Source organism: Sinomicrobium pectinilyticum (assembly GCF_003725735.1).
In the GTDB taxonomy this organism is placed as follows: Bacteria; Bacteroidota; Bacteroidia; order Flavobacteriales; family Flavobacteriaceae; genus Sinomicrobium; species Sinomicrobium pectinilyticum.
In genome coordinates, this window is sequence record NZ_RJTM01000102.1 from 56,293 (window position 1) to 79,961 (window position 23,669).

The following is a 23,669-nucleotide window of genomic DNA, read 5'->3' on the forward strand; positions in this document are numbered from 1 at the left end:
AGGTATCGAAGATGGGGATTCTTGCGAGGGTTCTAAACAGGAAAAACCTGAAGGAGATTGCCATACATGTTGCTGTGTGGGGGGTTTTCTTTATATTGCTCAATTATCAGGTGTACTCCGAAATACGATATGTTCCGAAAGAAATTCTCTACAGAACACTATATCGTACCCTGTTGAACATAGGTTTGTTTTACCTTAATTACGCTTACCTGGTCCCAAAATTTTTGTTAAAGAAAAAGCTTTGGAAATACATTCTTATCTCGTTGTCCATTATAGTATTTAACGTAGTACTGATCGGTGGGATCGATGCGCCACCCTTGGGAGCAGTAACCATAGTCAAGAGGTTTGATCCGGCAGACGACCTTACCGCGACGGATAGCATTTTTCACACTCCTCCTGCGGCAGCTGATTCGGTTCGATCGGGAGCAAGTGAAAATATAATGCCCCGGGATACACTGCGCCCGATAATAAGGCAGGGATTTCGTAGGGCGGCTCCGGCAATACATGCGGAGGGGGCAGATATGTGGCGCTTTCGGCTTTTAATGTCTCTCAGGGCAGCGGCAGTAGTTGGTATGTATTTTGTTATCGGTGCGGCCATTAAGATATATATGGAGTGGAAAAAAGGGGAGACGATACGCAACCAGATTCAATCGGAAAAGATCACTTCAGAACTGCAGTTTTTAAAGGCACAGCTCAATCCGCATTTTCTGTTCAATTCCCTCAACAGTATTTATTCGCTTTCGGTTAAAAAGTCCAACGATACGCCGGAAGCGGTAATCACCCTTTCGGACCTTATGCGGTATATGTTGTATGAGGCCAACAGGGACATGGTACCTTTGGGCAAAGAACTGGAGTATATTAAAAACTATATACAACTGCAAAGACTCCGGCTTTCGGACGGCGAACAGGTAACACTTAATATTTACGGAAATGAAAGGGATAAGAAAATACAGCCGCTTTTGTTTATTTCATTTATAGAAAACGCATTTAAGTACGGCACCGACTACAAGGGAAGGACCGTAGTAAAGACCGTGATTTCCATAAAGGAGGGTTCCATTCATTTTTATGTCCGGAATATTATTGGGAGGTATAAGAAGAACAGCAGGAGTTCCGGGGTAGGATTACAGAATATCCGGAACAGGCTTAACCTGCTGTATCCGGATTCACATACACTGGACATAGTGGATGACGGAGAGACTTTTACAGTGAGTCTAACCCTAAAATTTGACAAAAAATGAAATGTGTAATTATCGATGATGAACCCCTGGCTATCGATGTCCTGAAGGGCTATTGCGAAAAAATACAGTTTATGGAGGTCGTGGGTACCTATACCAATGCCCTTGATGCCATAGCAGTTATTAAAGAAAGGGAGGTAGATCTTATATTTTCGGATATTGAAATGCCACAGATAAGCGGAATCGATTTTATTCATTCCATGGACAATAAACCCATGTTCATTTTTACTACGGCCTATTCGCAGTATGCTATTGAAGGATTTGAACTGAACGCGGTAGATTATCTCGTAAAGCCCATTCCCTATCACCGTTTTGTAAAAGCGGTAGTACGGGCTAAAGAACTGATGAGTTTTAAAGAGAAAGAGAAAAACATGAGACTACCCCATATTTCACCTTCCTGCGGAGTGCAGGACGGGCAGACGGGATACATTTTTGTAAAAGCCGATTATGAAAATATAAAATTGAATATAGATGACATTGTTTATATACAAGGGCTTAAAGACTATCTTAAAATTCACATTGCCGGGGTTAATAAACCCGTTCTGACCCTGTTGAGTTTCGGGGATTTTCTGGAGAAAGTTCCGGAAGAACAGTTTTTACGTATTCACAAGTCTTTTGTAGTTAATGTAAGTTATATCCGTTCTGTCCAGAAAAACAAGGTTATCATCAATGATAACCGGATCCCGATAGGAGAAAGTTATAAGACCGCTTTTATGGAGCGACTGGGCCTCTAGGTAAATTTACGATTTAACACCATATCGGCATCCTGTTCGCAAATCAGCTTACGGTAATATTTACCACATACCCTTCGCTTCCTCTTACATTGAATACCGTGCTGTCTTCGAAGATGAGGTACTGCCCTTTGATCCCTTTTAATTTTCCGGAGTATTCCGGGGTTTTGTCAAGATTGAGGCTTTTTACCTTTTGCGGGTACTGTAGTACCGGATAATCGATGGAGTAGATCTTCTGATTGGTATCCAGGTAATATGGTTTTACTTCTTCCGGAAGAAAATCGTCGAGACGGTCCTTTTCAAGTACAAGATCGGCGTCTGCCAGGGTATTGGTGAGCATTTTCCGCCAGTTGGTTTTGTCGGTCATGTGCTCTTTCAGGGCAACTTCGGTTATTCCGGCGAGGTAGCGGTTCGGCACTTCCACAACTTCTATGGCCCGGTGTGCCCCCTGGTCTATCCACCTGGTAGGCACCTGTGCTTTCCTTGTTACACCCACTTTTACTTCACTGGACAGTGCCAGGTATACCACATGTGGCTGTAACTGCACCTGTTTTTCGTAATCCAGGTCCCTGTCCTCTTCATCCAGATGGGCCTTGCTCAGTTCGGGCCGCATGATCCAGTCTCCGGCAGAAGCGGTTTCGTAAAAGCAGCTTTTACAGAAGCCCTGACGGTATATGGGCTTGTCCAGATGACAGTTCAGGCACTCGTAGGAAACAAAAGAAAACCTTACTTCTTTGTCCAAAAGCTGATTCATATGGATAAAGTCATTTTTGAAAACCAGGTAGTAGTTTATAGGGCTGGTAAATTCGGTCTTCATTTTTATAAGGACACCTTGGTACATGGTAAAGTTTTTTAGTATTTTTATTCCCTGTCAATATAGAAAAGGACTGTAAAAGTACACAAAAAATGCCGATTCCGTTGTTTAATTCCATAGCTTCCTGGTGGCTGAAAAAAAGGTTCTACCAGATGGAACTCTTCCTGAAATATCCGGAAGAGGTTCAGGTAGAGTTGTTAAATCAGTTACTTATAACCGCAAGAAACACGGATATAGGGAAGAAGTACGGGTTTGAAACCATAACTACCTACGAAAGTTTCAGGGCAAATGTCCCTATCAACAAATATGAGGATATAGAACCGTACATAGAAAGGTCGAGAAGGGGGGAACACAATGTTTTCTGGCCTACACCGATCAGGTGGTTTGCCAAAAGCAGCGGTACGACTAATGCGAAAAGCAAATTTATCCCGGTCAGCACCGAATCCCTTGAGGACTGCCATTTTAAAGCCGGAAAAGATATGCTTTCCCTTTACTTCAATAACAATGAGGATTCCAAACTGTTTACAGGAAAAAGCCTGAGGCTGGGGGGGAGTAAATCGCTGTATGAGGACAACAACACTTTTTTTGGGGACCTGTCTGCCATTATAATAGATAACCTCCCTTTCTGGGCGGAAATGAACAGCACGCCGAGCAATAAGATATCGCTGATGAGCGAATGGGAAGCAAAACTGGAGGCTATTATTACCGAAACCGTTCAGGAGAATGTAACTAGCTTTGCGGGGGTGCCTTCATGGATGCTGGTATTGCTCAACCGGGTGCTGGAAAAAACGGGAAAGGATAATCTCTTCGAGGTCTGGACTAACCTGGAGGTGTATTTCCACGGCGGTGTGAGTTTTAACCCGTACCGTGACCAGTATGAAAGACTGCTTCCGAGGGATTCTTTTAAATACTATGAGATATACAACGCCTCCGAAGGCTTTTTCGCCATTCAGGACCGCAACAATTCCGATGAATTACTACTGATGCTCGATTACGGGATTTTCTATGAATTCATCCTTATGGATACATTCGGTACGGACCGTCAGAAAGCCATTCCGCTGTGGGAAGTGGAAACCGGGAAGAACTATGCTATCGTAATAACGACCAATGCCGGATTATGGCGATATCTTATAGGCGATACCGTACGTTTTACCAGTACAAATCCCTACCGTATTAAAGTGACGGGACGTACCAAACATTTTATTAATGTGTTCGGCGAAGAACTGATTATAGAAAATACGGAAGAGGCCCTGAAAAAAGCTTGTAAATCGGCAGATTGTGAGATCGTGGATTATACGGTTGCCCCTATATTTATGCAGGGGAAGGAAAAGGGGGGGCATGAATGGCTTATTGAATTCCGGAAGTACCCGAGCAGTATGGAGCAATTTACGGTATTGCTCGACGAAGGTCTGAAATCCCTGAATTCGGATTACGAAGCAAAGCGCTATAACAATATGACGCTTAATATGCCGAAGATAAACATTGCCCGTCAAGGCCTGTTCTACGACTGGTTAAAAACATATAACAAACTCGGTGGACAGCATAAAGTACCCAGGCTGTCCAATAAAAGAGATTATCTGGAAGAAATGCTGGGAATGAATGGCTCCTTCACCGGACCGATGCCGGGAAACAGAGGGGTAAATATTTAAAAAATCAGGGAGCCGCCTGAAGATATCATTTTCTGTCGTCCCGAGCGGAGTGACAGTATGAGTCTCAGGCGGCTCCTTTTTGTTTTGAAGCCGAAATATAATACAGGACTTCTTTATGAAGCAGCTTTTAATTTGCTTACTTTGGCCTTAGCGAGTTTTTCGTGGACGTATTGACGGTCTATTTCAAGTGCTTTTTCGTCCGAGCTCGGCAGTTCAAACATGGCGTCTGTTAGTATGGTTTCGCAAAGCGAACGCAGTCCCCTTGCTCCCAGTTTGTACTCCATCGCTTTTTCCACGATAAAATCAAGGGCATCGTTAGAGATGCTGAATTCTATATCATCCATGTCGAAGAGTTTGCTGTACTGTTTTATGATGGCATTCTTCGGCTCGGTGAGTATAGCTCTCAGTACTTTGGCATCCAGAGGGTCCATGTAAGTGAGTACCGGAAGCCTTCCTATGATTTCCGGGATAAGCCCGAACTCTTTCAGGTCTTTCGGTATGATGTACTGCAACAGGTTTTCTTCGTCTATAACCTCTTCCTCCCTGGAAGCATTATATCCTATGGCCTGCATGTTCAGGCGTTTGGTGATCACTTTCTCTATACCGTCAAAAGCACCTCCCGCAATAAACAGGATATTTTCCGTATTCACTTCAATGAACTTCTGGTCCGGGTGTTTTCTTCCGCCTTTCGGTGGTACGTTTACAACCGTTCCTTCCAGCAGTTTCAACAAAGCCTGTTGTACACCTTCTCCGGATACGTCCCGTGTAATGGACGGATTGTCACTTTTCCGGGCGATTTTATCGATTTCATCTATAAAGACGATACCTCTTTCGGCTTTTTCCAGATTGTAATCCGCTGCCTGTAACAGCCGGGTAAGGATACTTTCCACGTCTTCTCCCACGTATCCCGCTTCGGTAAGTACGGTGGCATCTACAATAGCCAGGGGTACATTGAGCATTTTGGCAATGGTTCTGGCCATAAGGGTTTTTCCCGTACCGGTCTGTCCTACCATGATGATGTTGCTCTTTTGTATTTCGATATCATCTTTGGAAGTGGGCTGTAACAACCTTTTGTAGTGGTTGTATACTGCAACCGACATTACTTTCTTGGTAAAATCCTGTCCTATGATATACTGGTCCAGGAAGGATTTTATTTCCTGCGGTTTTTTTAGTATGAGTTCAGCAGAGAGTTCTTCCGACTGGGATTGTTTGATCTCTTCCAGAACAATGCTATGGGCCTGTTCAATACACCGGTCGCATATATGTGCATCCAACCCTGCAATAAGCAGATTGGTTTCCGGTTTTTTCCTTCCGCAAAATGAGCATTCTAATTCTTCTTTAGCCATAACCAATTTTTTAGTGTGCAACCCCTGCTCCCGCAAGGGAACAGGGCTGTGATTTATTATAGGAAAACCGCGGGGCAAAGGTTTTCGTTTGTTCCGGGGCCTTTATATTGTTGATGTTTTTAAGGCCCGGAAGCAGAGGTCACCCTCTTTTATTTTCGGGCCAGTATTTCGTCGATCATACCATATTCCTTGGCCTCGTCTGCTTTCATCCAGTAATCCCTGTCGCTGTCCTTGTTGACTTTGTCATAGGGTTGCCCGGAGTGATTGGCGATGATCTTGTAGAGCTCATCTTTTAGTTTCAGGATTTCCCTTGCGGTGATCTCTATATCGCTGGCCTGGCCTTGCGCACCTCCCAGAGGCTGATGTATCATTACCCTGGAGTGTGTAAGACCGCTCCTTTTTCCTTTTTCACCGGCACAAAGCAATACGGCTGCCATGGAAGCTGCAATACCTGTACAGATAGTGGCTACATCCGGCTTGATGAACTGCATGGTATCGTAAATGCCGAGACCTGCATAAACGCTTCCTCCGGGAGAGTTGATATATATTTCAATGTCTTTTGAAGAATCAACACTGGAAAGGAACAATAACTGTGCCTGTATGATATTAGCTATCTGATCGTCTATCGCAGTCCCCATAAATATGATCCTGTCCATCATAAGGCGCGAAAATACATCCATCGCCACAGCGTTCATCTGGCGCTCTTCTATAATGTTCGGGGTCATGCTTACCGGGGCCATTCTGCTTACGATCTTATCGTAATACATACTATTTACCCCATGATGCTGTATAGCGTATTTTTTGAATTCCTTTTTATAATCCATAGTTTTTCATTTTATATAATAAGGCGTTAAATCAAGTGAATTTAACGCCTTAAATATAGTTATTTTATTTGTTTTTCCGGACTATTGGTAAACCTCTTTGACGAAGTCTTCGTACGTAACTTCTTTAGTCTTGAGGTTTGTTTTTTCTTTATAAAGGCTGAGCAGCTTTTTGCTCATCAGCTGCTCGGACAGGCGTTTTATTTCATCCTGGTTGGAAAGTATCCTGGCGGCAATGCTGTCCAGTTCTTCCTCGGAAGGATCGGTTTGTCCGAACTGTGCCATCTGTATTTTGATAAATTCTTTGGCAAAGTCTTTCAGCTCGTCAAAAGTTACCTGCAGTTCGTTGTCGCGGATAATCTTGCCCTCGATAAGCTGGTATCTCAGGCCTTTTTCGGATTTTTCGTATTCTTCGCTTGCCTGATCTTCTGTCAATGGGTCCTCACCGGTTTGCTGTATCCATTTTTTCAGGAACTCGGCCGGAAGGTCAAATTTGGTATTCTCTACAAGGTATTCGGTCACATCGTTCAGTAATTTCTGATCTGCCTGCTGTTCGAATTGTTTCTCGGCATCTTCTTTGATCCTGGCACGCAGTTCCTCTTCGGAATTCACTGTTCCCGCTGGGAAAAGCTTGTCAAAGAGTTCCTGGTTGAGTTCCGCAGGCTCTCTTTTGTTTATTTCCTCAATGGTAAAGTTTACAGTGATGTCAAGGTCATGAACTTCATCGTGGCTCACTTTCAGGAAGTGCATCAGGTCATGATCGTCCTGAAAGAGGCTTTTGCTCTTCAACTCCAGAACATCCCCGGCTTTAGCTCCGGTGAACTTGTTGAGGTTTCTTTTTCCTTTTATCTTATCAAGAGAGAAAGTTGCCTTGTTCTCTATTTCTTTTTCTTCACTGGTAAAAGTTCCGGTGATTTCGTCACCTTCTTCGACCGTATCCTTGGAAATGAGTTTTCCGTATTGTTTCTGAATTCGCTCTATCTGTTCGTCAAGCATTTTGTCATCTGCAACGATCTGATAACTGGTTATCGCTTTTTTCCCTTTAAGGTTTACTTCAAAATCGGGAGCAAGTCCCAGCTCGAATTCAAAAGAAAAATTTTCAGCATCCCAGTCAAAACCTTCCTGTGCCTTAGGGAGCGGGTTGCCCAGAACATCCAGTTTTTCTTCGGTCAGATACTTATCAAGCGCATCCTGTAAAAGTTTGTTTACCTCATCTACCAAAACCGCTTTTCCGTATTGTTTCTTCACCAATCCAAGCGGTACATGCCCTTTTCTGAAACCGGGAATGTTCGCTTTCTTACGGTAATCGTTAAGGACTGTAGCTACCTTGTCACTGTAATCGTCCTTGCTGATAGCAACCTTTACTATTGCATTCAACTCATCTATGTGCTCTCTTGTAATATCCATTTATTCGCTTTAATAAATTAACATGGCATCTAAAACAGGGTGCAAAATTAGAACATTTTGCAATGTTAACCAACTTTTTGAGCGTCTGAATTTTAGAGCGGGTTTTTCGGCGGAATTCGGGCTTTTACAGAGGGGATGCCTGTGTTCCGGAAGGGAAGAGGACAGGCAGGCAGGATATGAGATGCTGTGCCAGGGGATCCATATGTTTATGGCAGAGGACAAAAGGATGAAGGGAAAGCGGACGATGTTTCCGGTATCGCGGACAAGCAGGGAATACCCGATGAGCTCAGGAATATTCTCCCGGCTTGTCCGGAATGATACTACGCAATGCTTTTATCTGGTACGGTCTGTGTTTTCTTTCAGAAAGGAATGCAGGATAGATTGCAGGAAGGAAAGCAGGAGACTGAACAACAACGCCCACCAGATATTCGTTACATGAAATCCGCCTACAAGGCTGTCGGTAATTAAAATTACCACTGCATTAATTAGAAGTAGGAATAGCCCTAATGTAATTATGGTGATGGGCAGGGTAAGGATAATGAGTATCGGTTTTACAAGAAGGTTCAGGAGGGCCAGTACAACGGCAACGAGGACAGCAGTAAGATAACTGTCCACACTTACCCCGGGAAGTATTTGTGCAATGACTACCACGGCCAGGGCGGTCAGCAATACTCTTAAGAGAACATTCATATTTTTTTCTTTTTTCAGAAAACAGCGAAAAGAACCTTTTCGGTCTGTTTTTCTGTCGGTTATTTTCTTTTAAGCATGTCGGGTACTAACAAAAATAAGTAATTTCTCTCGTTTTATTGCTATTCGGTGCGTTCTCTCTTCGATGTTTTATAACATATAGCGCAACTGAACCCCCCCGTAGAAATTTTGCGGAAGGCCGGGGTAGTAAAACCGTGGTTCGGAATTTCCGAATCCCACGGCATTGATCAGCACGGACTGCGCATAATTTCTGTCGGCAATGTTGTTGATACCGCCGGAGACGTCGAGGATGAATTTCTCCGAAATCTCTTTTCTGTACCCTGCTTTTGCATGGGCAACCCCATAAGAATCCGTGTGCAGGGAGCCGGCGTCGGTAAGAGGGATCTCCCCGACATATTGGTAGTTGACATAAAGATACAGTCCGCTTTGGTGTAGTATCCGTATTCCGGCGTTGGTCTTATTATCCGGTACGCCCGTAAGGTTATTGCCGGAATAGTCATTGTCCCCGTCGATAAAGCGGATAAAACGGTGGTCATTCAGGGAAGTATTAATAAATGGTACAATCGCGAGGTTACGGGTAACAGGGAGATGATATTCCGCCGTGATCTCTACGCCTTTATGCTCGGTTTTTCCGGCGTTTTTCCCGATGTATTGATCTTCTCCCACACGCTGTGCCACCAGCAGGTCCCTGATATTCATAATGTATGCTGCTGCGGACAGGTGAAGGCGGTTTTTCAGTAGCTTCAGGTTTATGCCGGCTTCGTAATGCATTCCTCTTTCAGGGCCCAGTTCAGGGTTTATTACGCCCTCCGGAGTAAGGGTTTCCTCCGTGCCGGGAAAAGAGAACCCGCGGCTTATGTTCGCATAAAAGCGCGTATGTGCATTATAGCTGTAATCTATATTGAGCGAAGGCGCCAGAATGGGATCGAAACGACGGGAGGCACTGGTATTTTCCGCTCCGCTGTTGTAATAGTCCAGGAAGTTGTAGGATGTAAAATTGGCATTTAACCCCAGTTGCACCTTGAGCCCCCTCGCCAGAGGGAGCGTAAGAGAAGCGAAGAGGTTCAGCTGGTTCCGGTATTCTTTATTGTTGCTTAACTGTTCTCCTTCTAGGGTCCCCTGCCCGTTATTTTCCTGGTACAGGTTTTCTATGGTTTGCCAGTTATATACGTCCTTGTACATTTCGGTGCCGAGACGTAGTGTTGCTTTTTCCTCCCGGAAAGAGAAGTCCTGCCGGAATGTGCTCCGTATACCGTAACCATTCGTAAAACCGGTGAGGATATCAAACGGACGGGGTTCATAATGATCCTGATAGGTGTAAAAAACGCTGGTGGTATTTTGAAGACCGGGACTGAAACGATGTGTGTAGCTCAGCCCTGCGAGGGTAGACTTACTGTTTTTGTAGCCTTTGGCTTCGAGCCAGTTGGAGGCTGCCTGTCTCGGGTTTTCTTTAAAAACAGTCTTACTTATGGAACTGGGGATATAGGCATTGTAATCTATTTGGTTAAAGAGGACAGTAAGGGTATTATTGTCATTAAACCGATAGGAGGTATTCAGTAATACCGCATTACGGCGATAAGCACTGTTCTCGCGGTATCCGTCGGTTTCCAGGTGCTCGTAGTTCAGGTTGACCGACAGTTTTTCTCCGGCATAAACGGCGTTGGTGGTATTTTTCAGCAGTTGATATGAACCGAGAGTAAAACTATTCCGGATGTATGATTTTGAGGGGGTCATGGACCGGAGCAGAAGTGCTCCCCCGAGATTAGTCCCGTAAGTCACGGCTTTCGGTCCCTGGATAACCTCAACCTGGCTTATGCTTTCGGGATCAAACACTTCAATGGAAGTTTCTCCTATACCATTGGTAATGGGAATATCATCCAGATAAGCCTTTACTTTGTTACTTCCGTAAGGTGTCCGGGCGCCAACGCCTCTTATGGTAATACGGTTTACATTCATCCCTCCAGAGAGCATGTAAACGCCGGGAATCTGGTTTATGGCCCAGGTTATGTCCACAGGACTGTACTGTTCCAGTTGCTGGCGGGTAGTAATGGGGACCGGAGTAATCAGGGAACTGTCCTTTTGTATGACAGAAAGAGAATCCGAACTGACAACGACTTCTTCTAGGCGGGTTGCTTCTTTATCCTGGGCGCCGGAAATAAAAGGAAGGGACCATACTACAACCGAAAGGAGAGCTGCTTTGATTTTCTTTTTCATTCGGGGGTTTTGCCATAAAAATAATAAAATAAAACAAGAACGATGTAAAACAAAGAAGGTCGCCTTTTGAGACAACCTTCTTTTTTAATTCAAAATAAATCAGTGGTAAAAACGGTATTTTGCGGTATTAATATCCGGTGTTTTGAACAAGGTTCGGATTAGACACCAGAGCGGTGGCTGGAATGGGATAGAGAACACGGAATTCTTCGGTGTTTTCTTTGAATTCCCAGGTGTCGGTAAATACGCCGAAGCGGATCATATCGTTTCTCCTCCAGCCTTCCGTATAGAGCTCTCTCGCTCTTTCATCGAGCAGTTCCGGCAGATCGACTGAACTGAATGCAGATGCCCCTCTTATGGCACGAAGCTCATTTATAAGTGCCGTTGCGTCCTCACCGGAAGATCCGCCTCTCAGTATGGCTTCTGCTTTCATCAGGTGTGCATCGGAATAACGGAAAATAATCATTCCGGTAGCTTGTGCACCATTACTCGGGTGATATTTCAGTACTCTTATCCCTGTTCTTTCATTGTTACCTACCAATGCCGGAAAGTCCCTGGTAAATACCAACGGATTACCTGCACGGTCGTTCAGAGGTGTCCCGTCGGCGGCATATTGTTGTCCGAGAAGGAAACCATACCCGATACCCTTGGCAGGTACATATCCTCTGCGTTCTTCCTGTCCGGAACCTTCTGCGTTGGTGTCGGGCGGGCCTTCAAAAAGATCGAAGAGTCCCGCCAGGGTGGAGAATCCGTTCCAGCCGCCCGAAGTATTGTCAGGTACAACTTGATGGTAATGTAGTCCGGGCCACATCCTGGTGCCTACCGAAGCATCCGTATACCATATGGTCTCATTGTCCGGATCGTTTTTAAAGATATCGAAAAAGCCTTCCTGTAATTCAAAACCATCTGCTGCTATGGCATCGACCTCTTCTATAACCCTGGTCATATCTGCCGGATCGGGACTTTCGGTTCCTTTATATATATGTTTATTAAGATATAACTTGGCCAAAAGAAAATGAACTGATGCTTTCGAGGCCTTTATAGTCCCTGCGCCGGGGGCAAGGGCCGGAAGATCGGGAAGAGCTTCGTTGAGGTCATTAATAATAAAATCAAAAGCTTCGCTTGCCGTAAATACCCTGGGGTTCACATCCACTCCTTCGTCCGCTTCACGAAAGGGGACCTGTCCATAAAGATCCATAACATGGAACATGCTGAACGCCCGGAGGAATTTACCCTCCGCAGCCTGTAGTGAACTGGCCTCGGATTGCGGGGCCAACAGTTGATTGATCCTGTAAATGTTGGAGTTAAGCCTGTTCCACGTATTTAATATATCACGATGAGTAGGGTCCCATGTATGTTCATGGAGAAGCCTCCATACACCGTTATCCCCCCAGTCGGTACCTCTGGTCGGAACGAGTACCTCGTCCGTGGAAACTTCGGATAGGGCATATAAAGCTTCCTGTGTGTTAAAACTATTACGGATATCAACATATGCGGAATTCAGTGTTTGACCCGGGTCTACTCCTCCGAACCCTTCATCGGTATCCGGAATCACAATGGAGTCTTTTTCATCTACTTCGAGGTCGGTACAGGAAAAAATGAGGATGATACAACTTATAGTGAGAATGTTTCTGCTTAAATTTTTCATGATTACTTTTTTAGAATGTTACATTTAACCCTAAAGTAAATATTCTCGGCCTTGGATAAGAGGTATAGTCTATTCCGAGTGAAGGGACACCATCCAGTTCCTTGTTTGTATTTACTTCGGGGTCAAGCCCGGAATAATCGGTAATGACAAACAGGTTCTGGGCATTGGCATAGATACGGAAAGATTTGAAGACATTGGAATCTTCGGCAAACCTGAAATTATGCCCTATGGTGAGGTTCTGTAACCGGAGAAAATCTCCTTTTTCGAGGAACCGCGTAGATACGTCGGCGGCATTGAGATTCGATTCTTCACTGCTCAGTACGTCCCGGGTAACATTTCTTCCGTTTCCTATAGCGCCGGCGGTAAAAAATGCATTTCGCGTATTATTATAGATATAGTGTCCGAACTGACCGGCAAAGAAAGCGGACAAATCCCAGTTCTTGTACTGAAAGTTGGTGGAAATACCGAGGTTGTACTTGGGTAGGGCACTTTTACCTACAAATTTCTGAATATCTCCTCCTTCGTATTCTGCCAACCCGTTTTCGTTATACCCGGAAAATTCCCGTAGAAAATAGGAGAACAAAGGCTGGCCGTCCTGTATACGCTGTGCAAATGCCCCGGTGAGGCCCTGGCCGTTTATACCACCCGTGTCTACGGTACCATCAAAGTTTTTTACCATATTGTCATTATAGGACAGGTTGGTGCCTAATTCCCAGGTAAAATCTTCATTTTCTATAATGCCGTAATTCAATGTGATTTCAAATCCCTTGTTTATAACATCGGCATCGAGATTGCGGTAAACAAATTCCTGCGGGGCAGGTTGTGCGGACATGATCTGCATTAATAGGTCTGTTGTGTTTTTTCGATAGAAATCGACAGATCCGCTCAAACGATTGTCGAGGAAACCAAAATCCAGACCTATATTAAACTGCTGTGTCTGTTCCCATTTCAGGTCGGGGTTGGCAAAAGCCACATTATCCAGTCCTACCCGTTGTACTTCGCCGCTGTTGGCATTAATACCGAGCCCGGCATATCGCTGCCTGGTCTGGTAGCGGTTATGCGGTATTTCCTGGTTTCCGGTAACACCGTATCCCAGACGTAATTTCAGGTTGTAAAAAACCTCGGGAATAAACTCCTCGTCAGATAATATCCAGGCAAAGGCCCCGGAAGGGAAGTACCCGTATTTGTTGTTACCCCCGAAACGGGAGGAGCCGTCCGCCCGAAGCGTGGCCGTAAACAGGTAACGATCTTTGAGCGTATAATTCAAACGGCCGAAGAAGGATTGTAACTCGTCAGTATAGTCGAACCAGTCCGAAATTGCTGCCCTGATAGGAGCACCGGACACGGTAATTTCTTCCGTAACATTTTCGGGGAACAAACGGTTCACAAAAGCTCCTGTAGTGCCGTAACCGTATTGCTGATAAGATCCGGCAATGGAATTTCTTATGCTCCTGTCCGTTACTTTGAGATCACTGATCATATTATCCATATTAGTGCCCGGGAAACCCCATCCCTGGTAATTTCTGCCATCGGTATTGAATTCCTGGTAAGAGTACCCCAGCATAGCGGAAAATTTGGAATTCCGGAATTCTTTGCGATAATTGAACAATACCTCGAGTAATTGACTGCTGTTATCCACTTCCGAGATAAAAGCCCGTCCGTTTTCGAATACTCCCCCCATAAACAATAAGGGAGAGAGTGCGCCTTCTCTCCTGGAAGATGAATTGTCAAAACCGGTATTGACCTTGACATTGAATTCATCGGTAAAGTCATATTGAGCAGAGAGGTTGATGAGGCTCCTGTTCGTATGTGTATTATCCTGGTAGTATTTCAGCAATGCCAACGGATTGAGGGTGGAAGTAGAGAACTGGTATTCGGGATCGGCAGGCCAGGTGGGATTGGCCGCGTAAGTGGCACCGAGAAGGTCTCCTTCAAAACCTGCATTGTCGGTAATGAGGGGAGCTTCGTCATTCACCCGGGAAAAGGTTATCTGTGCCCCCAGTTTCAACTTATCATTGAAGAGGCGTTGATTCAGGTTCAGCCTTCCGTTAAGACGCTCCATAGAGGAGTTTTTTATAATTCCTTCCTGGTCAGAATAGCTCAGCGATAGCCTGTAGTTACCGGTATCGTACCCATTGGAATAGGAGAGGTTGTGCGTATGCGAAAATGATGTACGGGATATTTCATCCTGCCAGTCGGTGTTTGCTCCTTTATCCTGTTCACTTACAATTCCTCCGTATTTATCAATACCCTGAAGGAATTGTTCCCTGTTCAGCAAATCGTATTCGTTAGCAGGGGAAGATACACTGGTAGTAGTCGAATATTCCAGGGTGCCTTCCTGGCCTTTCCCGCTTTTTGTTGTAATAATAACCACCCCGTTGGCCCCTCTGGAACCATAAATGGCGGTTGCAGAAGCATCTTTGAGTACATCGATACTGGCAATATCGTTAGGGTTGATAAAATTCAACGGGTTTTTGGAGGCTGAAGAACCGCGCCCTATATCCGCACCTCCGGAGGCAGTATTGTCACCGGAAAGCGGAATTCCGTCCACTACAAATAATGGATTATTGTTACTCCTTACGGAAGATGTACCCCGGATACGGATATTGATTCCCGCCCCGGGCTCACCACTGGAGGAAGTGATCTGTACCCCGGCACTTTTTCCCTGTATCAGTTCTTCGGGGGCGGCAATAACCCCTTGGTTGAAGTCTTCGGCTTTTACGGAGACTACAGATCCGGTAGCATCCCTTCTCGTTGTTTCACCATAACCGATGATAACTACTTCATCCAGTGCCTGGGCATCTTCAACCATGGTAACGTTGATGGTTGACCTCCCGTTTACCGGAATTTCCTGGGTTTTGAACCCAACGTAACTAAAAACCAGAATATCCTTTTCCTCCACATTGTCGAGGGAATAATTCCCGTCAAAATCCGATTGGGTTCCGTTGGTGGTACCCTTTACCAGGATATTTGCGCCCGGTAAAGGCCCCATGGCATCCGAGACTGTTCCGGATACGGTAATCTGTGCCTGTGTACTACCATATACGAAAATGGTAAAAATAAGGGCCAGATTTTTAATAATGTTAATTTTCATAGATAGTAGTTTTGATGTGTTTTGACGACGTGAAAAATCATTATAAAGTTAAATTTATGTGAAATTTTCAATACCACCATGTTGCTGTTGAACGAAAACGTTGTAGTGTTGATAACTTTGAATATTTTAACATATGCTCAATTAATAATGGTTTATTTGACTTTATGTATCTAAAATATACTTTTAAGTGAATTTTTCTTAAAAATTTAAGCTTTTTAATGAGAACGGAATTTCGTGAAAACGACATGAACAGAGAGGTTTATGCAGTTTTTTACGTAAAATAATACAGAAAAAGATTGTTAATGAAAATGAGCGGAAGTTTCCGTAACTTACAGGAGAAATTACTCTCCCGAAACCGACCATATGGCAAAACCACGGGCAGGGGCTTCTATTGTTACCTCTCCCTGGCTGTCTGTAGTCAGCCACGCGCTGGTATTGTTGGAATAGTCTACGAGTTTTTTCTCTTTCCAGTTGGATAAGACGGTTCTTTGGCGGTTACCGGTACCGATATTCATATAGAATATGAGTCCCGGATTACCATTGCTACCGTTTCTTTTCATGATATATTCTTCTTCACTTTGATGCAGTATTTCCATATCGCCGGTAGCAATACTGTTATGGATACGAATAAGATTTTTTAATTTCGATTTGTAGTTGTTGTTCTCGTAATCCCCGTAAAACACGGTAGGATATCCGGTATGGGTAAGAATATAAGCATAAGCCAGCATTTTGTTAGCCGCACTGATATTATTTTCGGGGTTTTCGTCTTTTTCCGTATCGTGATTGGCAACAAAGGTCACGGCTTTTTCGGGATGGGTTTTCCAAAGCATATTTCCCTCGAGTACGTTCAGGTCGCTTTTGCGGTCCAGGGCTTCGTCAAGTTTATAGAAGCAGGCAAAATCGAATGCAGCAGATCCCGAAGCTTCCACCCATTCCACAAGTGTGGGAGCGTGGCCGTCCCAGTATTCTCCAACAGAAAAACCACCGACCTCGTCATTCCATGCCTTCACTACCCATGCTCCGAAGCCTTTTACATAATCGAATCGCCAGCCGTCGAATTTCATCGTGTTTTTGTAGTACCTGGCAACGGAGTTCTCTCCTTTCCATAGCCATTCCTGTACCCGGGGCTGATGATGGCAAAGGTCCTGTTCCTCGAAGAAAAGTGCTTCCTCATCATGCTCATGCAAACTGTTGGGATGGAAATCTTCGTAACTCCGGTCGAATTTCCCCGAAGCGTTACCATTTATAGTTTCAAAAAGCGTGTATGTATTTTTATCCCGGTAGGGATTATATTCTTCCCCGCCACCGGAATTGTGATTAAGTACAATATCGGCGATAACTTCCAGTCCGTTATTATGTGCCTTTTGTATCAGGTTTTCCAGTTGTTCCCTGGTGCCGAAACGGGTTGGGATGGTGCCGTGCTGGTCGAATTCCCCGAAATCAAAATAATCCGAAGGGTCATATCCCATTGAGTATCCGCCCGACTGTCCTTTGGTTGTGACGGGAAGCCATATTCTGTCTACACCGGTTGCAGCCCAGTCTTCCACTTTTTCGGAGAGGGTGTTCCACCATTCGAACCGCGGTTCCACATCCCAGTAAAATGCCTGCATCATTACCCGTCGGCCATTGTCGTAATGGCTCAGGTCGGCTTTTTTGGGAATGGTTTCCGGTGGGGCTATGGTATAATTATTATTGTCATCGCTACTGCACGCGAGGAACGTAAGGATTAAAAAAGAAAGAACAACTGTGTTTTTTAGCGCAGTGTGAGGTGTTTTCATAATTTTCGGTTTGGTGGGTTTTTAAAAAACGGAATGGGACCTGTTGGTATCCGCATTCCGTTTTATGTGATCGATCAACAGGGATACGAAGGTCTATTTTGCGGTAACTGTATATGTGTATTCTCCGGGGTTACTTAAATTGAGAACTATGGTGTAACTTCCGCCTGCATCTATTTTCATGTTGGTCCCTTCTTTTTCCAGGATACCGTCGCCTTCGTCATCTCCGTAATCCAGTTCCCAGCTATCATTGGCCCGGAATTTAAATTCTCCCGGTTGCAGATCAAGTGTGATGGTCCAGGTTTTCCCGGTCACATCGTAGGTCATATCTAGGTCACTGTCCCATCCGGTCCCGGGAATGGCATCCCCGATGATCCCCCAGTTGGTATCCAGCAAGCTGTAAGTGAGTTTCTCCGTATCTACGTGTAGCAGGTAATATCCTGCCGGGGCAGATAAATTGGGACCGTCATTTAATAATAATGTGCCCGAACCGCCGTCTCCGTATTCACCGTTACCCCATTCCGGTGCGGCTGTAAATTTGTATTCCGATGTGTCGGCGAAATAGATATACCCTTCGAATTCCGTATCGGAAGAAGGAAGCGACCGGAGCTGAGGTGCTTCGGCCGGGCTCCAGTCTCCACCGTAATTTCCGGCGGACTGATAGCCGCCCGGGACCCAGAGGTATGATGGACCCGTATTGCCCGAACCATAGGGGGTGACACTTACAAGAATAGTTTCGGAAATCAGCTTTTCCGTATTATCACTTACGGATGCTACTACCCGGATTTCCATTTCGGAAGCTTCTCCCGAAGGTAATCCAAGGGTTAAGGCCGAATTGTTCAGGTGTTCTGTGCTTACGGAAAGTTGTGTGGCGGTAGTTTCTCCCAGTATGGCGGGTGATTGGAAGTCATTACCAGATATATCGGCCTGAAGGCTGTAATTGATTTGCGTAGGTACATTGAACCCCGCTTTGTTCCATACAAAGCGATCTGCCTGTTCGGAGGCATTGTCTTCTGTAAGTATATAACCGGTTCCGGATGTAGGGGCGGTAATGACCGGTTCGTCAGAAGGGATCATCACAGGGTTGTTGTCATCGTCTGAGCAGGACCAGAATAGCCCGCCTGAAAAAATCAGTCCGGCGAGGATTTTAGCTGTCTTCATTTTTTATGTCCTTTTAGGTTAGTATTAATTGTGGTGGTATGGTATCCGGGAGAGTATGGAACAGGCAATTCCGCATACCCTCCCGGTATATATTAATATCCCGGATTCTGGACCAGGTTGGAGTTTACCCCCAGGTCTGTGAGCGGAATAGGGAGCAAGGTGCGGAACGATTCCACTCCCGAACCGTTCAGGCTACCACCTTTCCAGGGCCACAGGTATTCGCTGCCCGTAAATTTTCCGAAACGGATGAGGTCGGTTCTCCGGTGTCCTTCCCAGTAGAGTTCTCTTCCCCTTTCGTCCAGGATAAAATCCAGGGTAAGCTGAGCGGAAGTGATGTTTCCAGACGTATTACCGTAAGCCCGTTCCCTGAGTTGGTTTACAAGGTCGAGTGCAGTAGTCATATCACTTCCGGTACGTAACGCGGCTTCCGCATACATAAGGTATGCATCCGCCAGACGGAATAAAGGATAGTCCGTATCTACGAATTCCCCGCTGGTATCGGACCCGATCTCTCCGGTTGAAGTGAGGTTTTTATATTTGGCAATAGCATACCCGTTATTAAAGGCCGTATAGTCCGTATTTTCTTTGATGTGTCCTTCCGTGTGAAACAATGCCCGTTGATCGGGGTTGGTATCCAGGTTGCCGAAAAGGTCTGCAAAAGACGAAGTAGTACGGTTTCCTTCCCATCCCCCGTTAACTCCGTATTCGGAAGGGTCCATGGTGGAATTGCTTATCCCGGCGTGGATAATATAGGTTGTACCTCCGTAAGATTGGCTCCGGAGTCCGTCTGAAGCCAATGGCAGAATAATCTCGGTGGAATTGTCATTGTCTGCGAGGAAGAGATTCTGGTATACCGGTTCCAGCGTATATCCTCCTTCCTGAACGATCTTATCGAGATAGGTCAGGGCTTCGCTGTACTTGACCTCACCCGTGTATACCTCGGCATTCAGGTATAGTTTGGCCAGAAGCATCCATCCGGCAACCCTGTCGGCTCTCGCATATTCATTGGACCGCGGTTCCTTCATCAGGGGAATGATCTCCAGGAGTTCGCTTTCCAGATAATCGAAAAGTTCTTCCCGGGTGTATCTTGGCGGCTCGAAGTTGCCTACAGGATCGTTTTCCGTTACAAAAGGTACATTGCCGAACATGTCTATGGCATGCCAGTAAGCCAGGGCGCGTAAAAAGCGGGCTTCGTTTCTATAGTCCTGTATCTCCGCATCTTCGATGCCGTCAGTTTCTCTGAGGAAATTATTGGCCATGGCTATCTCCAGGTAAATGCGATCGTAGAGGATGCGCACAAAATTGTTTCCGGCAGTCCAGTTGAGCCTGTTCAGGGCGTCCAGTCCGCCATCTCCCCAACGGTTGAGGGCCTCATCTGTGGTGAGTTCCTGAAAGTTCCAGTAGTTCCGGATATAGGAGGAAGCCCCGGCATCGGGAGCCACTACATCGGTCTGCCCGGAAGTTTCCTGGCCTGTAAGTATAAATGCACTGTATATCTTGGCGAGCATTCCTTTATAGGCCTCCGGGTCTTCAGCCAGGATATTGTCTTTGGTCTGCTCTACCCGCGGGTCCGTATCCAGGTCGCCGGTGCAGGAGGTTACGGAGACTGCAATGAGCCCCAGAATCCCTGCATAAATATTTTTAAACTTTATTTTTTTCATGTCGAATGTCTTAAGGTTTATTTAGAAGTCCAGGCTCACTCCCAGGAGGAATGTCCTCGGACGGGGGTAGATGTTATAATCGTTTCCGTTCTGTACTTCCGGATCCAGTCCGTCATACCCGGTAACGGTAAATACATTTTGTACGGAACCGTAAATTCTTGCGGACAGGCTGTTACCAAGGAAATTTCCGGCATTATACCCGAGAGTAATATTGTCCAGTCTCAGGAACGACGCATTCTGGATATAGTAGTCGGAAAGCCTTACCTGGTCTGTCGCCTGAACGAATCCTGCTTCGTTGTAGTTGTCCACAATGTTGGTAAGAAAGGTAGAGCTTGTAAATACCCCGTTGCGGATACCTACGTTGGAATCTATGTTGTTGTACACATAATTACCGGCCTGTCCACGGAACACCATGTTCAGATCCCATTTTTTGTACCGGAACTGCGAGGTAAAGCCATAGTAAACGTCCGGAAGGGCAGATTTGTGAATATAACGGTCGTTGTCATCCACTACTCCGTCACCGTTGCGGTCTACGAATACATTTTCCATAGGCTTTCCATTTTCGTCATATACCTGTTCGTAAACATAAAAACTGTACGGAGTTTCACCCACGGCGTGAACCTGGTTAAAGAGACCGGTGCCTCCGGAGATATTCCTGTCCTGTACGGAGATAAAGTCCGTGTCGGCATTGAGCCCGGTTACTTCCGAACTGTTCCAGGTAAAGTTGGCGCCTAGGTTCCAGCTGAAGTTATCCGTCCGGATAGGTGTAGCATTAATTTCGAATTCCACACCTTTGTTTTCCATAGTCCCTACGTTATCCACAAAAACATTGGAAAGGTTGCTTCCCGCAGGAGTGGATACTTCGCTGAGCAGGTCTTTGGTTTTCCTGTAATACACATCTACGGCACCTGTAATACGGTTGTCAAGGAAACCGTAATCGAGCCCGGCGTTATAGGTAGTCGTCTCTTCCCAGGTAAGGCTGGTACTGTATGGGTTGGGACGATAAGTTGTGTAATAGTTATCCCCGAAAGGATACTGTACCTGTGGTGTCCCGGCCAGATATACGGCCAGGTAAGGGAAATATCTTCCCGGAAGGTCCTGCTGCCCGGTAATACCCCATCCCATACGAAGTTTAAGGTTGCTGAGGGTGTTGGAATTTTCCAGCCAGGGTTCGTTATATATATTCCATGCAAATGCCGCCGAAGGAAAATTACCCCAGCGTACGTCCGGATCGAACCGTGAAGATCCGTCCCGTCGAAGGGTAGCCGTAAACAGGTATTTGTTTTTTATGGATACGTTTGCCCTTCCGAAGAAGGAAGCGATGACAACGGGATTGTAATACCTGGTAACGATAACCTGGTCATTAATGTAATCATAGTTGTTTTTGTATCCGTTATTGGTGAAGGATTGGTAAGAATGTCCCGCTGTGACATCCACGTTGGTAACAAAGCTGCCTTCGAAAGACCTGGAATAGTTCAGGTAGAAATCCATGAGGAGGTTTCTCTTGTTCTGGGATTCGGTTTCCAGGTGGCCATAACCGGTACCGTTCCTGTAATAATTGGCTGATTCTTCGAAACCCCGGTCATTCCGTTTTCCGGTAGAAACATCATATCCCAGATTTAAATTGGCCCGAAGCTCCGGAAGGAAATGAAATTTGTAATCCAGTTCTATATTTCCCACACTTCGTTTCACATCGCCGGTATTATCTCTTTGTTTCAGAAGGGCAAGAGGGTTTCTCGGGGCCAGGGTCTCTACATTGCCGTTGGTGAACTCTTCATAATATCCGCCAAAAGGCATACTGCTGTCGTAAACCGGGTTGGTAGGGTTAATCAGTATGGCACTTCCTATCGCCCCGGTATCTGCAAAACGACTGTCGCTCATAATCCCTTTTACATTGATGTCCACTTTGAGGTGATTGTCGAAAAACTTCGGGGTCATACCAAAAGAACCTGTCCATCTTTCAAGAGATGATGTTTTTAATACCCCGTCCTGTTCCGTGTAACCTACAGAAGCACGAAACGGAGTATTGCCGAACAATTGCCCTTTTACGCTGAAATTCTGGTCAAAACTGATCGCATCTTTGAAAATGATGTCCTGCCAGTTGGTGTTGCTTTCTCCCAGTAATGTCTGTTGCGCATCCGAACCGTACGTTTGCACGAGGTTGCGGAAATCATTGGCAGAAAAGGCATCGACGGTCCGGGTGATGGTACTTACGGAAGTTTTGGCGTTGTAGTTGAACTGAAGTTCGCCGCTGCTTCCCTTTTTAGTGGTAATGATAATAACACCGTTGGATGCCCTGGAACCGTAAATGGCAGCGGCAGAAGCGTCCTTTAATACGGTAAAGCTCTCAATGTCGTTAGGATTGACAATGTTCAGCGGGTTACTTACCCCGGCAATACCTTCTTTGTCTACGGGGACCCCGTCGATAACGATCAACGGATCGTTGCTGGCGTTAAGAGAAGCTCCTCCGCGAATACGTATGTTGGCACCGGCTCCCGGTTCCCCTCCGCTGGTAGTGATCTGTACACCGGCGGTTTTCCCGGCAATAAGCTGATCGGGGGAGACCACCATACCATTGTTAAAGTCATCACTTCTTACGGTGGTTACCGATCCTGTAGCATCTTTCTTTTTAACCTGTCCGTAACCGATGAGTACTACTTCATCCAGTTGCTGGGTGTCTTCTTCCAGAAGGACATTAAGGGTAGTGCCGGATACTGTTTTTTCCACAGTCCTGTAGCCAATGTAAGAAAAGACCAGGATATCTCCTTCGGAAGCATCGATACTGTAGTTACCGTCAAAATCGGTGGTGGTTCCGTTGGTTGTGCCTTTTACAACCACGTTTACCCCTGGTAAAGGACCTGTATTATCGGTCACGGTACCGCTTACTGCTGTTTGTGCATATGCCCCGAAAGGAATACATAAGAGAAACAACAGCAGGATAGAAATATGAAATGTTTTCATGCTGTAGATAAATTTGATTTTAAAGCATACACGAAATCCACATTACGTATTTTTCATGCAATTTTTTTGTTGATTTAATTAAAAATCAGCCTTATAATTTTACTTCCCGGAGCTAAAACTATGTAAATTTTATGTTAAGTAGAGAGGCGAAAACGTATTACAACGTTTTCGTGTGAAAAACTTTTATGAAAATGAGGTCTGTTTACAGTTTTTTCATGTTAAAAATGAAGTATTTTGAATTTAACGGAGGTGAAATTAAGGGATATTTAAAAAAACGGCTCCGTAGTGAGAAATTGATTGGGATATTATAACCTTTTTTTGTTGCGGATTCCCGTTTTTTCAATGCAGGTCGGGCTATTAGAAAAGAAGGGGTATCTTTGTGAAGAAGGATTTGTGGAAAAGGTGTCGAAATATAATGTAAGGCCTTGGGTATGAGTATAGCCTTTC

At 45.3% G+C, this 23,669-nt stretch carries 15 protein-coding genes; 3 read left to right on the forward strand and 12 right to left on the reverse strand.

What is annotated here, in order from left to right:
• The first annotated feature begins 11 nt into the window (after positions 1–11).
• Both ED312_RS14770 and ED312_RS14775 read left to right on the forward strand, forming a co-directional pair.
• On the forward strand, positions 12–1,238 hold the full coding sequence (locus tag ED312_RS14770) for a sensor histidine kinase (protein WP_240643115.1): 1,227 nt from the start codon (positions 12–14) through the stop codon (positions 1,236–1,238).
• On the forward strand, positions 1,235–1,969 hold the full coding sequence (locus tag ED312_RS14775) for a LytR/AlgR family response regulator transcription factor (protein WP_123216789.1): 735 nt from the start codon (positions 1,235–1,237) through the stop codon (positions 1,967–1,969). Before ED312_RS14770 ends, ED312_RS14775 begins: the two co-directional genes overlap by 4 nt.
• Positions 1,970–2,012: 43 nt before the next feature.
• Here ED312_RS14775 and ED312_RS14780 read toward each other — a convergent pair whose 3' ends face one another.
• The gene (locus ED312_RS14780) at positions 2,013–2,807 is read right to left on the reverse strand and encodes a DUF2797 domain-containing protein (RefSeq protein WP_123216790.1); all 795 of its coding nucleotides are present in this window, start codon (positions 2,805–2,807) and stop codon (positions 2,013–2,015) included.
• 65 nt (positions 2,808–2,872) lie between these two features.
• Between ED312_RS14780 and ED312_RS14785 the strand changes: the two genes are divergently transcribed.
• Positions 2,873–4,429 (forward strand): GH3 auxin-responsive promoter family protein, encoded by a 1,557-nt coding sequence (locus ED312_RS14785; RefSeq protein WP_123216791.1) that lies wholly within the window; start codon positions 2,873–2,875, stop codon positions 4,427–4,429.
• A 113-nt stretch (positions 4,430–4,542) separates the two neighbouring features.
• Here the strand turns inward: ED312_RS14785 and clpX are convergent, their stop codons facing one another.
• From clpX to ED312_RS14840, 11 genes are all read right to left on the reverse strand, one after another.
• The gene (clpX, locus tag ED312_RS14790; protein ID WP_123216792.1) at positions 4,543–5,775 is read right to left on the reverse strand and encodes an ATP-dependent Clp protease ATP-binding subunit ClpX; all 1,233 of its coding nucleotides are present in this window, start codon (positions 5,773–5,775) and stop codon (positions 4,543–4,545) included.
• A gap of 149 nt (positions 5,776–5,924) precedes the next feature.
• Positions 5,925–6,599, reverse strand: a complete 675-nt coding sequence (gene clpP / locus ED312_RS14795; RefSeq protein WP_123216793.1) for an ATP-dependent Clp endopeptidase proteolytic subunit ClpP — start codon at positions 6,597–6,599, stop codon at positions 5,925–5,927.
• Between the two features lie 81 nt (positions 6,600–6,680).
• On the reverse strand, positions 6,681–8,003 hold the full coding sequence (gene tig, locus ED312_RS14800; protein ID WP_123216794.1) for a trigger factor: 1,323 nt from the start codon (positions 8,001–8,003) through the stop codon (positions 6,681–6,683).
• A 333-nt stretch (positions 8,004–8,336) separates the two neighbouring features.
• A complete protein-coding gene (locus ED312_RS14805; RefSeq protein ID WP_123216795.1) occupies positions 8,337–8,693 on the reverse strand; it encodes a phage holin family protein in 357 nt (118 codons plus the stop codon).
• Between the two features lie 147 nt (positions 8,694–8,840).
• Complete coding sequence (locus ED312_RS14810; RefSeq protein ID WP_123216796.1) at positions 8,841–10,925, reverse strand: TonB-dependent receptor family protein; 2,085 nt, start codon at positions 10,923–10,925, stop codon at positions 8,841–8,843.
• Positions 10,926–11,052: 127 nt separating this feature from the next.
• On the reverse strand, positions 11,053–12,570 hold the full coding sequence (locus ED312_RS14815) for a RagB/SusD family nutrient uptake outer membrane protein (RefSeq protein ID WP_123216797.1): 1,518 nt from the start codon (positions 12,568–12,570) through the stop codon (positions 11,053–11,055).
• Positions 12,571–12,580: 10 nt separating this feature from the next.
• Entirely contained in the window at positions 12,581–15,664 is a 3,084-nt protein-coding gene (locus ED312_RS14820) for a SusC/RagA family TonB-linked outer membrane protein (RefSeq protein WP_123216798.1), read from the reverse strand.
• A 341-nt stretch (positions 15,665–16,005) separates the two neighbouring features.
• A complete protein-coding gene (locus ED312_RS14825; RefSeq protein WP_123216799.1) occupies positions 16,006–17,442 on the reverse strand; it encodes an alpha-amylase in 1,437 nt (478 codons plus the stop codon).
• 93 nt (positions 17,443–17,535) lie between these two features.
• The gene (locus ED312_RS14830; protein ID WP_123216800.1) at positions 17,536–18,600 is read right to left on the reverse strand and encodes a SusE domain-containing protein; all 1,065 of its coding nucleotides are present in this window, start codon (positions 18,598–18,600) and stop codon (positions 17,536–17,538) included.
• Between the two features lie 92 nt (positions 18,601–18,692).
• On the reverse strand, positions 18,693–20,261 hold the full coding sequence (locus ED312_RS14835; protein ID WP_123216801.1) for a RagB/SusD family nutrient uptake outer membrane protein: 1,569 nt from the start codon (positions 20,259–20,261) through the stop codon (positions 18,693–18,695).
• 21 nt (positions 20,262–20,282) lie between these two features.
• Complete coding sequence (locus ED312_RS14840; protein WP_206363262.1) at positions 20,283–23,222, reverse strand: SusC/RagA family TonB-linked outer membrane protein; 2,940 nt, start codon at positions 23,220–23,222, stop codon at positions 20,283–20,285.
• Between the last annotated feature and the right edge of the window lie 447 nt (positions 23,223–23,669).